The following is an 11837-nucleotide window of genomic DNA, read 5'->3' on the forward strand; positions in this document are numbered from 1 at the left end:
GTGATGGCGACCCTGACGGCGTGGCAGTACCAGACTCCCCTGGGGGCCCGGGCGGGAGCGGTGCGCCTGCGCACGCTCGTGGACCTGGAGGCCCTCGAGGTGCTGGACGCGATCACGGTGACCTGGGTGCAGGGTGCGCACCAGCCCCGGATGACCCCGGTCCGCCCCCGGATGTCGTCCCCGGTCGGCGACCACTCCGTGCTGGCCGGGCTCTTCCGCCGGCTGGCGCCCGACGGGACCCCGGACGACTCCGCCGGCACGCTGGCGGGGCTGGCCGCCGTGCTGGACGGGACGGGCATCACGCCGACCTTCCTCCTCGAGGTGGTGGACCACCTCGCCCCCGGGCACTCGACGCTCATGGTGCTCTCGGGGACGGCCGACCCCGAGACCGTGAGGCCGGTGGTCGAACGGGGACTCGCCGGTGGCGGGGTGACCCTGCTGTACGCCGACGTCCCCGACGACGCCGCGGCCCGGCTCGGCCGGGCCCTGGGCCTGAGGTTCGACTGAGCGCCATGACGATCACCCTGACCTGGCTCGGCCACGCGACCGTCGTCCTCGACATGGACGGGGTGCGGCTGGTCGCGGACCCCCTCCTCAGGCGTCACAACGGCATCCTGCGGCGACGCGGTGATGCCCCGGCCCGGGCGACGTGGGAAGGAGCCGACGCGGTCCTCCTCTCGCACCTGCACCACGACCACGCCGAGGTGGCGTCGCTCAAGATGCTCGGCGACGTGCCGGTGCTGACCGGCGCGCAGAACGTCCCCTGGGTGGACGGCAAGGGCCTGAACGGGTGGGGTCTCTCGGAGGACGAGTGGGTGCCGGTCGGTGACGCGGGCGACGTCACGGTCCGGCTCGTGCCGGCGGTGCACCACTCGCGACCGATGCCGCACCGACCCAACGCCGCGCACGGGCACCTGGTGCGGGGACCCTCCGGTGTCGTGTGGATCGCCGGCGACACCGACCTGCATGCCGCGATGGAGCGGCTGCCCGAGATGGCCGGCGCGGCGCTCGACCTGGCCGTCGTACCCATCGGCGGGTGGGGGCCCCGGTTGTCGCCCGGCCACATGGGCCCCCACGAGGCAGCCGTCGCCTGTGGCGTGAGCGGTGCGCGGGCGGCGGTCCCCGTGCACTGGAAGACGCTCCACGTCCCCGCCGGGGCCAACCGCCCGCGCGGCTGGATCGATGCGGCCGGTCCCCGCTTCGAGGAGGCCCTGGCCCGCGAGGCGCCGGACTGCCGGGCGGTCGTCCTCGACGTGGGCGGGTCGGTGACGCTCGGCGGCCCCTGAGTCACGCCGGGACCGGCTGCTCCTCGGTCGGCCGGAGCGCGACGACGGCGGCGAGGATCAGCGCGCCGCCGAGGAGGGCGGGCCAGGCGAGGCGCTCGCCCAGGACCACCGCGGCCAGGGCGGCCGCGGACAGGGGCTCGACCAGCGTGGCCACGGTGGCCGCCGAGCCGGACGTGGTGCGCAGCCCGGCGTACAACAGCCCGTAGGACAGCGCCATCGTGGCCACACCGAGGTAGACCAGCAGAGCCCACGACCCGGCGTCCGTCGGGATCACGGGGCGCTGCGTGGCCGCCGCGACCACCAGGAACGGTGCGAGCACGACCGCGCCGGCGCCCGTGGCGCAGGTGGTGAGGGCGACCGGGTCATCGTGCTGGGCGAGCCGGTGGGCGAGCACCGTCGTCGCGGCGTACGTCGTCCCGGAGGCGACCGCGAGGAGCAGCCCGAGGGTGGGTCGGTCCGCGGCCGGTCCGGCACCGTGACCGGCGTACGCGCTGATGAGCACGAGGCCCAGCAGGGCGGCGGCCAGGACGCCGACCTCGCGCCGCGACGGGCGGGTCCGGGCGGCGAGGTGCTCCCAGGCCGCCGCGAGGACCGGGGCCAGCCCGAGCGAGACGACGGTCGCGACGCTGACGCCGACGAGCAGGACCGACACGAAGTACAGGCCCTGGTAGAGCGCCGTGCCGCAGCCGACCACGACAGCCGGCACCGGGTGCGTGCGCATCGTCTCCACGACGGTGCGGGTGCGGCGCGTCACCGCGGCGAAGGCGACCAGCGCCACGGCCGCCAGGGCCATCCGCCAGGCGCTGACCGTCATCGCCCCCAGGCCGTCGCGGTCGTGCAGGAGGGTCACGACGAGCCCTCCGGTGCCCCACAGGACGCCGGCCGCGCAGACCTGGAGGAGGCCGATCCGGGCGCTGCGCTGCCCGGTCCCGGTCTCCACGCTCACGCGGCTCAACCTATCGAGGGCCGGACCGCCGGATCTCGTGTGACCGCGCCTCGGCACGGCCGGGCGCCCGAGGCCGCGACCCGCGCTGAGCTCCACCAGACCGGCACACGGTGCGCCCCTATCCGTGACGAGTGTGCGTGGAAGCACCACCTGCGCCGGGCAACGGGTGCTTGCGCGCACACTCGTCGCGACCGCACACCCGGAGAGGTGTGCTGTGCCCGCGGACGCGGCGTCGGTCCTGTGTGGCACGCTCGCGGCCATGACGGAGCGGGTGCGGGGCAGCGCCTCGTCCCGCCCGTGGTGAGGCGGGCCCGATGACCCGGGTCTCGCTCTCGCGCCTGCCGGAGGAGCGGGTGCTCGTCGTGGACGGTGACGTCGAGCGCGAGCTCGCCCTGACCGACCTCCCGGCGTACGTCGCGGAGCGGGAGGCCGACGCGCCCCGCTGGGTGTGGGACGACACGGCCCGGTGGTACCCGCCGCTGCTGACCGCCGGGGTCAGGGTCGCGCGCTGCCACGACCTGCGGCTCGGGCGACGGATCCTGCGGCGCGCACCGGCGGCCGACCAGCGGCTGATGGAGGGTGAGCACGCGGAGCACTGGGACCGGCTGGGCCCGAGCACACCCTCGCACCCCACGCTCTTCTCGGTGGACGACACGGCCGAGCACCTGCGCGCCGACGTCGAGGACGCCCGGCAGCGGGCGACCGTCGCCGCGTCCGGGGAGCCTGCCCGCCTCGGGCTGCTGCTCGCCGCCGAGTCGGCGGGGGCGCTCGTGGCGGCCGAGATGACGTGGGCCGGCGTGCCCTGGCGCGTCGACGTGCACGAGCGCCTGCTCAGCGACCTCCTCGGGCCGCGGCCGCCCCGCGGTGCCCGACCGCAGGGGCTCGAGGCGCTGGTCGCCGAGGTACGCCGGGCCCTCGACGCGCCCGGCCTCAACCCGGACTCGCGCCCCGAGCTGCTGACCGCGCTGCGCAGAGCCGGCCTGGAGGTCGCGGACACCCGGGCCTCCTCGCTGCGCGCGCTGGACCACCCCGGCATCGAGCCGTTGCTGCGCTACAAGCAGCTGGCCCACCTCTTCCAGACCAACGGGTGGTCGTGGATCGACCAGTGGGTCAGCGGCGGCCGGTTCCGTCCGTCGTACCAGCCGGCCGGCTCCAGCACCGGACGCTGGTCCTCCAACGGCGGGGGAGCACTGTCCTTCCCGGTGCAGGTGAGACCCGCGGCGGTGGCCGACGACGGCTGGACCTTCGTGGTGGCCGACGTCGCCCAGCTCGAGCCCCGGGTGCTCGCCGGGATGAGCGGCGACCGCGCGCTGGCCCGGTCCGCCCGCGGCGCGGACCTCTACCAGGGGATGGTCGACGACGGCGCGGTGGCGAGCCGCAACGACGCCAAGCTCGGCCTGCTCGGCGCGATGTACGGCGCGACCAGCGGCGAGAGCGGCCGGATGGTCGCGGGCCTCACCCGGCGCTACCCGGATGCCTTCGGCCTCGTGGAGACCGCGGCCCGGGCCGGCGAGCACGGCCAGGTCGTGCGCACGCTGCTGGGCCGGGGGTCGCCCGGCCTCGGCGAGGTGTGGGACCGGGTCGTCGATGACGGCCCGCCCGATCCCGACGGTCAGGCTCGTCTCCGCCGGGCCTACGGGCGCTTCACCCGCAACTTCGTGGTGCAGGGCACGGGTGCCGAGTGGGCGCTGTGCTGGATCGCCGACCTGCGCAACCGGTTGTGGGGCCTGGGCGGCGCCGGGAGCCTGGTCGACCGGCCGCACCTGGTCTTCTTCCTCCACGACGAGGTCGTCGTGCACACCCCGGTCGTGCTGGCCGACCGGGTCGCCGCCCATGCCGCCGAGGCGGCCTCGACCGCCGCGGGCCTGCTCTTCCGTGACCTCAGCATCGACTTCCCGCTCAACGTCTCGGTCGTGCAGTCGTACGCCGACGCGGGCAAGCCCGGCGCGCAGGCGACGCCGCACGCCGGCCCGGCGGAGGAGTAGCGCTACTCCTCCAGGTCTCGCAGGGCGCGGCCCCGGGCCTGCCGCATCCGCGTGACCAGCGCCGACTGCTCCGTGACGTCGGCGTCCGCGATGCTGGCGAGCTGGTGCGGGTCGGCGGCCAGGTCGTAGAGCTCCCACTCGTCGGTCTCGTGGTGCTCGACGTACGCCTCGGAACCCTCGCGCAGCATCGCCCAGTCGAGGTTGGTGTTCTCCACCAGCAGCCGGCGCCGCCACGAGGACCAGTCGCCGGTCCTCAGGGGCTGCAGCATCGAGCGGCCGGAGAGCTCGCGTCCGGCGTCCGGGTCGAGCCCGGCGATGTCCAGCGTGGTCGGCATCAGGTCGACCTGGGACACGAACGCGCCCGAGGTGCCGGGCTCAACTCCGGGCCCCCGCACGGCGTACGGGATCCCGGCGGACTCCTCGTAGGGCTGCTCCTTGCGGAGGAGCCGGTGCTCCCCGAGCAGGTAGCCGTTGTCGGAGACGAAGAAGACCCACGTCCGGCTCAGCTGGTCGGTCCGCCACAGCACGTCGAGCAGCCGGCCGATCTCGTCGTCGAGGTCCTGGAGCTCCTCGAGCTTGCCCTCGCGGACGTCCCTCATCCGGTCCGGGTCCTGCGCGGGCAGGCCCCGCAGCCAGCTGGGCTTGTCGGACATGTCGGCCTCGTTGAGGGCCGGCGGGTCCCAGGTGACGCCGTCGAAGTCGTGCCGGTGCTCGGCACTGGGTCGGTAGGGGTCGTGCGGGATCGACGGCCCCCATACGGCGAACCACGGACCGGTGTCGCGGTGCCGCTCGACGAAGGTGCGCAGCCGCTCCGCGGCGAAGGCGTCGGCCGGGCGCTGCCCGTCGAGGTCGCGCAGCTCACCGTCGACGTTGACCTGCCCGCGCTTGCCCACCGTGGCCACCCAGCGGCCCCAGCCGGGAGCGACGTACTCCGGGTCCTCGCCGAGGCCGTTCATGTACTTCCCGAAGTAGCCGGTGTCGTAGCCGGCCCCACGGATCCGGGTCGCGACGGTGTCGCGGTCGTGCCCCTGGGCGACGAAGGGCTGGTGCGTCTGGTTGTCCGGGCAGCCGTGGTCGTGCGGGTAGCGGCTGGTCAGGATCGAGGCACGGGCCGGCCCGCACCACGGCATCGCCGTGTAGCCGCGGCGGAAGCGGACCCCCTTCTCGACCAGGCGCGCCCACGTCCGGTCCATGCTGCGCAGGGTCGAGCGGGGCTGGTCGTCACTGATGATCCAGAGCACGTTGTCGGCCATGTGGCGCGAGACTACGCTCTCGTGGATGAGCCGGATCTTCACCACGAGCTTCGCGTCGGTCTACCCCCACTACGTCAACAAGGTGGAGCGCAAGGGCCGCACCAAGGCAGAGCTCGACGAGGTGATCGAGTGGCTCACCGGCTTCGACGAGGCGGCACTCGCCCACCACCTCGAGGCGGGCACGACGTTCGAGGACTTCTTCGCCGACGCCCGGCTCAACCCGCTCGCCTCCACGATCACGGGCAGCGTCTGCGGGGTGAAGGTGCAGGACGTGGAGGACCCGCTCATGCAGAAGATCCGCTACCTCGACAAGCTCGTGGACGAGGTGGCGAAGGGCCGCCCCATGGAGAAGGTGCTCCGGAATCAGCCCGCGTAGGGCACCTCGCTGGCCCACTCCTCCTCGCCCGTGGTGACCGCGCGCCAGATCGCGTCGGCCACCCGGTCGGGCGTGAACGCACCCTCCCGCGCCAGCGTGCCCCGCACCGTGACGGACACCGCCCGGATCCCCTCCGGTGCGAGGGCGTCGTCGAGGCTGTGCACGAGGTTGCGCACCCCGGCCTTCTGCACGCCGAGCGACGCCGCGCCGTGCCACGGCCGGTCGGCCGCCATCGACCCGGTGACGCTGATCCGGCTGCCGGCAGCGAGGAACGGTCGCGCGGCTTGTACGGCGGTCAGCAGGGCACCGACGCCGAGCGCGACGTCCTCGAGCAGCTCGGGCACGGTGAGCTCCAGCGGATCCTTCTCCCGGTAAGCGCTGGGGTTGAAGTGCAGGACGTCGATCCGACCCCACGCCTCACCCGCTGCCCGGACGGCCGCCGTGGCAGCGTCGGTGTCGGTGATGTCGACCTGCGCCGGCAGCACGGTGGCGCCGCGGCCCTCGAGGTCGGCGGTGAGGTCGTCGAGCACTCGCCGGTCCACCCCCAGCAACCCCACGTCGTACCCCTCGTCGGCGAAGTGGCGGGCCACCGACCCGCTCACCCCCGGACCGGCACCCACGACGACGATCACTGGCCTGCTCATGGAGACGTTCTACTCCGCCTGACATCGTGGGGCCATGACCGACCCGACCTCGTCCCCCTCGTCCGTCGTCGTCACCGGCGCCAACGGCCTCGTCGGGAGCCGCATCGTCGCCGCCCTCAGCGAGCGCGGCGCGACCGTGCGTGCCGTCGTACGCCGCGCCGGCACCGCGCCGGACCTCCCCGGCGTCGAGGAGCGGGTCGGCGACTTCGCCGACCCGTCGTACGCCGCCGAGGTGGTCGCCGGTGCCGACGCCCTCGTCACCACCGTGCATCCCCTCGGCGGGGACGGGGAGAGCCAGCGGACGGTCGGGCTCGACGGGACGCTCGCCATCGCCCGGGCCGCCGCGGACGCCGGTGTCGAGCGGCTCGTCCACGTCTCGACCGCCGCCGTCTACGACCGCACCCCCGGGCTCGGCGACGTGGGCGAGCACGGCGCCCTCGCGGGTGACGACGCCGGCGACTACGCCGTGGTCAAGCGCGACGTCGACCTCGCCCTGGCCGAGGTCGAGGGCCCCACCCGGGTGCTGCTGCGGCCGCCGGCGATCCTCGGGCCGGGGGAGACGTCGGTCTGGAACTCGGTGCGCCCGGCGCACATCCGCGACGACGAACGCGCGCGCCGCGCGATCCCCGAGCAGCCCTTCAACTGGGTCCACGTCGACGACCTGGCCGCCCTCGCCGCGGACGTCGCGGTCGGGGCGGTGGCCACGTCCGACGACCCGGAGGCCGGACCGGTGTCGGGCGGGTGCACGGCGGTCAACGTGGCCGCCGAGGTGGCCACGCAACGCGACTACCTGGGGACCGTGACCCGGGCCCTCGGCGTCGAGCCTGTGTGGGAGGACGGTCCCGCGTGGACCGGGCGGATCGTCGCCGACCGGGCCCGTCGCTGGGGATGGTCGCCGAGGACCGGCCTGGCCGAGGCGCTGGCCGAGCTCGAGGCCGGTCTGCACTGACGGAGCGGACGCTCCCCGTCCGGAGTCGTGGCTACTGTCGGACCACCGAGTGCCGAGCCTCGAGGAGCGACGGGTGTCCGACGGTTACACGACCAGGCCGCTGACGAGCGAGACGTGGGACGACTTCGCCGGGCTCGTCGAGGCCCACAACGGCGTGTGGGGCGGTTGCTGGTGCATGGGCTTCCACCCCGAAGGCTTCGGCGACAGCCCCGACGCCAACAGGGCGGCCAAGCGGACGCACACCGAGCGCGGCTCGGTGCACCAGGTCCTGGTCTACGACGGCGACGAGTGCGTGGGCTGGTGCCAGTACGGGTCGCCGGCCGAGCTGCCCCACATCAAGAACGCGGCGAAGTACGCCCAGGGAGCCGCCGAGCCGCCCCGGTGGCGGATCGGCTGCATCTTCACCGGCAGCAAGCACCGCGGACGCGGGGTTGCGAGTGCGGCCGTCGCCGGGGCGCTCGACGCGATCCGGGCGGCCGGGGGTGGGGTCGTCGAGGCGTACCCCGAGCAGACCGTCGACCGCCCGCCGCAACGTGGCGCCTACCTCCACACCGGCCCTGAGGAGCTCTACGCCGGCTTCGGGTTCGTCCGGGACCGGCAGATTGCGAAGTGGCGCTGGGTGATGCGGGCCGAGGTCTGACCCGCCTCGTCCGCGGCGAGCCGGCTCAGGCCAGGCCGACCAGCGCGGCGGAACGCTCCCAGAGGCCGTCGATGATCGCCTGGTCGCTGGCCTGCCTGTGCTCCCGGCCGTCGGCCTTGTGCTGGCTCCAGTAGCGCCCGTTGACGGCCGGGTCGGGCCCGCGCTCGGCGAGGGCGACCAGCGGGGCCGCGCCCTCGGGCACGCTGATAGTGGCGAACCGCTTGAGGGGTGAGCGGTAGAGCAGGCCGACGAGCCACGAGTCGCGGCCGAACGAGCTGCCCACCGGACCGGGGTGCACCGCCACCGACACGATGCCGTCGTCGGTCCAGCGCTGGGCGATGCCGCGGGTGAAGACGATGTTCATCAGCTTGCCAGTGCCGTAGGCGGGGAACTCGATCGCCCGCCGGTGCTCGTAGTCGAGGTCGTCGAGCACGATCTTGCCGATCAGGTTGCCCACGCTCGAGGTGTTGACGACCAGCGACGAGCCGGCGGCCGCGAGCTGCGGCCGGAGCAGGTTGGTCAACAGGAAGGGCGCGAGGTGGTTGACCTGGAAGTTGGGTTCGTGGCCGTCCGCGGTCCGCTTCTTCGGGGAGATGGTTCCGCCCGCGTTGTTCATCAGCACGTCGAGCTTCTCGACCCGCTCGCCCACCTCGGACGCGAGGCGTCGTACGTCGTCCAGACGGGCGAAGTCGGCGACCAGCGGCTCGGTGCCGACCGCCTCGGCCACGGGGCGCAGCTTGTCGGCGGAGCGTCCGGTCACGAGCACCGTCGCGCCCTTCCCGGCGAGCACCCGCGCGGCCTCGGCCCCGATCCCGTCGCTCGCCCCGGTCACCAGGACCGTGCGGCCCGCCATCGTCTGATCCGTCATGCCGTGAGCCTAGGCGGGGCACCGGCACGCTCCGGACGTGCCTCTTGCGGACCGGATCGCGCTGCTGGGGTCGGTGCCCCGGTCGGGGCGCTGTCGGGCCGGCTACCCGGGGTCGATGGGGGCGAAGTCGCTCAGCTGCTCCCCGTCCCCGTGGACGGTGAGCACCGACGACTCGGGCACCTCGCGCCAGGCGCCCCGCAGGTCTCCCAGGGGCTCCGAGACCACGAGGCGGGAGTCCTCGGACAGCGCGTGCAGCACCGGGTTGTCGGGATGCTGCTCACGCAGGGTCGACACGTCGGTGCTGTGGAACAACGAACGGGACCGGCCCTCGCTGGAGTACCGGAACGCCCAGGTCGTGTCGCCGTCGGTGGTCGCGACGGTCATCTGCACCGGGAACTCGATGCCGTGCGTCCGGGCGGTCGCCTCGACCAGCCCGACCGCCCGGGCCACCGCCGCGGGCGGGTCGTCGGCCAGGCCGAAGGTGAGCGCCAGGAAGAACAGCATCTCCGAGTCGGTGGACCCCTCGATCTCGGGGAACAGGGTCGGCTCCACCGCCATCGCGAGGTCCCGCTTCATCGCGTGGAACCCGGTGAGCACTCCGTTGTGCATCCACAACCAGTTGCCGTACCGGAACGGGTGGCAGTTGGTCTGCTGCACGGCCGAGCCCGTCGACGCCCTGATGTGCGCGAACACCCGTCGTGAGCTGGCCAGGGCGGACAGCTCCCGCAGGTTGCGGTCGTTCCACGCCGGCTCGATGCTCCGGAAGACGCCCGGACGGGCCGAGGCGCCGTACCACCCCACCCCGAAGCCGTCCCCGTTGGTCGTGGTCGCCCCCAGCTTGGAGTGCTGGCTCTGGACCACCAACGAGTTCTTGGGCTTGAACAGCAGGTCCTCCAGGGACACCGGAGACCCCGAGTACGCCAGCCAACGACACATGTCGACCTCCCTGGTCGTCACCCATGCTCCGGCGGGAAGCGGCGCTGCGCCTCATCCGGAGTGGATGAACTCCCGACCGGTGCGTCCTGGGACGTCACACCCTCCCGGGCCGGCGCGGTCGCCACGAGGTGAGCAGCTGGCCTCTCCCGACCGGGCGGCAGTGGTCGACCAGCTCCGCGAACCTCTCGATGGTCGCGGCGTGCTCGGTGTCGTACGTCGGGTTGCGGGCCGTGAAGGCACCGGGGGCGCCCAGCACCCGGTCCAGCAGCTGGTGAAGCGTCGCCTCGGTGTCCGCGAGCAGGACCTGCTGCCGCTGCGCGAGGAACTCGCAGAAGGCCCGTTGGTGGTCGTCGACGACCTCGCCGAGGTGCTTCTGCCTGGGCACGGCTATCGGGATGCGACCGCAGCGCAGGCTCTCCAGCAAGGTGCCCGGTCCGCCGTGGCAGACCACGGCGGACGCCTCCCCGAGCAGCTGGAGGAGCCGGTCGTGGTCGAGGAACGTGTGGTGCTCGCCGAGCCGCGGTCGACGCGCGGCCCCGTGCTGGGAGACGTAGCGCAGGTCGGTGTGGTGCCGGGAGTCGAGGTAGCCGTCGACCCAGTCGATGAGCCGGTCGAACGGGTGGTGGTCGGAGCCGACGGTCACGAGCAGCAACGACGCTGCTGGTTCTCGAGCTGTGGTCGCGGGAGGTGTCGCCATGTCAGTCCTCGTCCCACGATGCCGCAGCGTGGCGGCGTCTGGCTCCCACCCGGCGCAGGGCGCGGGAGACCCGCGCCCGGGCTGCCGACCGGACCTCGTCCAGCAGACCGCTCCGGCGGTGCACGAGCTCGAGCAGCGCGGCCGCGCCCGTGTCGTGGGTGACGGTCAGGCGACTGATCGCGAACGGGTCGTCGGTCGAGCTGGGCAGGTCCCGCACGGCGCAGGCGGACAGGTATCCGGCCTCCGCGACCGCGCGCTTGACGGACCCGTCGTGGTAGCCGAACGGGTAGGCGAAGCTCCGGACCTGCTGCTGGAGGCGGTCCTCGAGCAGGCTCCTCGAGTCGCGCACCTCCGCGCGCACCCGGTCGCGCGGGATCCGGTCCAGCTGGGGATGCGTCCGGCTGTGGCTGCCGATCTCCACTCCCGACGCAGCGGCCTCGGCGAGGGCGGACCACGACATCATCGGTCGGTCCGCCTCGCCGTCGGGCTGCAGCCACCGGCTTGTCCCCCCGACGTACGACGTGGGGACGTAGAGCGTCGCGCGCAGGCCCAGGTCGGCCAGGACGGGCAGGACGGTCGTGTGGAAGTCCTGGAACGCGTCGTCGAACGTCAGCACCACGCCCCGGCCGCCCGGCTCGGTGCGCGACCCGGAGACGTGGTCGCTCACGGTCGTCGCCTCGTAGCCGCCGTCCACCACGGCCGCCATGTGCTCCCGGAAGACAGCAGGGTCGGTCACGAAGGTCCGGAACGACAGCGACGCCGTGGCCGCCACGCTGTGGTACATCAGCACGGGCGTTCGCGCGGAGGCCGGCGTGCTGGCTCGCCGCGTCCGGACGGGGGTAGGGGTGACGTGCTCGTCCACGCGCCCCCCTCAGATCCGCCGGTGTCCCGTCAGTCTGGGCTTGACGTCACACCTGCACGAGCGAAGCGCTTCAGGACCACCAGAATGGGGGACACCAGGGTGCACACCACGACGTCGCCGCCCACGAGGCCGCGACGACCACGCGACGACCACGCGACGACCACGCGACGTCCAGGAGGCGTTCGGGCTACCGGACCCGCGCGTGGCTGCGACCAAGCTCGGAGATCGGCTCTGCCTCGAGGTGGTCTTCGTGGTGGGTGAGGGTTGGGCAGTCTCGGAGGAGGACGCGGTGCGGCACGCCATCATCGACCGGTTGGAGCCTCTCGGCTACGACGTCTGGGCCAATGTCGAGCTGACCACGGACGCCGGTCTGGTCGAGTGACAGGTTCTGTGGA

Annotated in this window: 14 protein-coding genes; 7 read left to right on the forward strand and 7 right to left on the reverse strand. The window is 73.6% G+C overall.

Going from position 1 to position 11837, the window contains the following annotated elements:
• Window positions 1–3: 3 nt before the first annotated feature.
• Window positions 4–507: a hypothetical protein gene (locus DAE25_RS06950; protein WP_159083619.1), complete on the forward strand. Its 504-nt coding sequence runs from the start codon at window positions 4–6 to the stop codon at window positions 505–507.
• Between the two features lie 5 nt (window positions 508–512).
• A complete protein-coding gene (locus DAE25_RS06955) occupies window positions 513–1286 on the forward strand; it encodes an MBL fold metallo-hydrolase (protein ID WP_107765506.1) in 774 nt (257 codons plus the stop codon).
• 1 nt (window position 1287) lies between these two features.
• Here DAE25_RS06955 and DAE25_RS06960 read toward each other — a convergent pair whose 3' ends face one another.
• Window positions 1288–2232 carry a DMT family transporter gene (locus DAE25_RS06960; RefSeq protein WP_234410905.1) on the reverse strand — a complete coding sequence of 315 codons (945 nt, stop codon included), beginning with the start codon at window positions 2230–2232 and terminating at the stop codon, window positions 1288–1290.
• 314 nt (window positions 2233–2546) lie between these two features.
• Between DAE25_RS06960 and DAE25_RS06965 the strand changes: the two genes are divergently transcribed.
• A complete protein-coding gene (locus DAE25_RS06965) occupies window positions 2547–4217 on the forward strand; it encodes a bifunctional 3'-5' exonuclease/DNA polymerase (protein ID WP_107765508.1) in 1671 nt (556 codons plus the stop codon).
• A 2-nt stretch (window positions 4218–4219) separates the two neighbouring features.
• Here DAE25_RS06965 and DAE25_RS06970 read toward each other — a convergent pair whose 3' ends face one another.
• Entirely contained in the window at window positions 4220–5470 is a 1251-nt protein-coding gene (locus DAE25_RS06970; RefSeq protein WP_107765509.1) for a sulfatase-like hydrolase/transferase, read from the reverse strand.
• 25 nt (window positions 5471–5495) lie between these two features.
• On the opposite strand from DAE25_RS06970, the gene DAE25_RS06975 reads away from it, so the two are divergent.
• The gene (locus tag DAE25_RS06975) at window positions 5496–5846 is read left to right on the forward strand and encodes a DUF2200 domain-containing protein (RefSeq protein WP_107765897.1); all 351 of its coding nucleotides are present in this window, start codon (window positions 5496–5498) and stop codon (window positions 5844–5846) included.
• Here DAE25_RS06975 and DAE25_RS06980 read toward each other — a convergent pair.
• Complete coding sequence (locus DAE25_RS06980; RefSeq protein WP_107765510.1) at window positions 5834–6490, reverse strand: SDR family oxidoreductase; 657 nt, start codon at window positions 6488–6490, stop codon at window positions 5834–5836. The two genes, DAE25_RS06975 and DAE25_RS06980, sit on opposite strands and share 13 nt — an antisense overlap.
• Before the next feature lie 34 nt (window positions 6491–6524).
• On the opposite strand from DAE25_RS06980, the gene DAE25_RS06985 reads away from it, so the two are divergent.
• Complete coding sequence (locus DAE25_RS06985; protein ID WP_107765511.1) at window positions 6525–7439, forward strand: NAD-dependent epimerase/dehydratase family protein; 915 nt, start codon at window positions 6525–6527, stop codon at window positions 7437–7439.
• Between the two features lie 73 nt (window positions 7440–7512).
• Window positions 7513–8079, forward strand: coding sequence for a GNAT family N-acetyltransferase (locus DAE25_RS06990; RefSeq protein ID WP_199907471.1), 567 nt, complete (start codon window positions 7513–7515; stop codon window positions 8077–8079).
• Window positions 8080–8104: 25 nt separating this feature from the next.
• On the opposite strand, the gene DAE25_RS06995 is transcribed toward DAE25_RS06990, so the two are convergent.
• The 4 genes from DAE25_RS06995 to DAE25_RS07010 all read right to left on the reverse strand — a co-directional run bounded on the left by DAE25_RS06995 (window position 8105) and on the right by DAE25_RS07010 (window position 11364).
• Window positions 8105–8947: an SDR family NAD(P)-dependent oxidoreductase gene (locus DAE25_RS06995; RefSeq protein ID WP_199907472.1), complete on the reverse strand. Its 843-nt coding sequence runs from the start codon at window positions 8945–8947 to the stop codon at window positions 8105–8107.
• Between the two features lie 102 nt (window positions 8948–9049).
• A complete protein-coding gene (locus DAE25_RS07000) occupies window positions 9050–9904 on the reverse strand; it encodes a class II glutamine amidotransferase (protein WP_199907473.1) in 855 nt (284 codons plus the stop codon).
• A 73-nt stretch (window positions 9905–9977) separates the two neighbouring features.
• A complete protein-coding gene (locus tag DAE25_RS07005; protein ID WP_107765514.1) occupies window positions 9978–10580 on the reverse strand; it encodes a glycosyltransferase in 603 nt (200 codons plus the stop codon).
• Window position 10581: 1 nt separating this feature from the next.
• Window positions 10582–11364, reverse strand: coding sequence for a polysaccharide deacetylase family protein (locus tag DAE25_RS07010; RefSeq protein WP_159083620.1), 783 nt, complete (start codon window positions 11362–11364; stop codon window positions 10582–10584).
• Between the two features lie 280 nt (window positions 11365–11644).
• Here DAE25_RS07010 and DAE25_RS07015 point away from each other — a divergent pair, with 280 nt between their 5' ends.
• Entirely contained in the window at window positions 11645–11824 is a 180-nt protein-coding gene (locus DAE25_RS07015) for a hypothetical protein (RefSeq protein WP_107765516.1), read from the forward strand.
• The last annotated feature ends 13 nt before the right edge of the window (window positions 11825–11837 follow it).

The organism is Nocardioides terrigena (assembly GCF_003047265.1).
Classification (GTDB): Bacteria; Actinomycetota; Actinomycetes; order Propionibacteriales; family Nocardioidaceae; genus Nocardioides; species Nocardioides terrigena.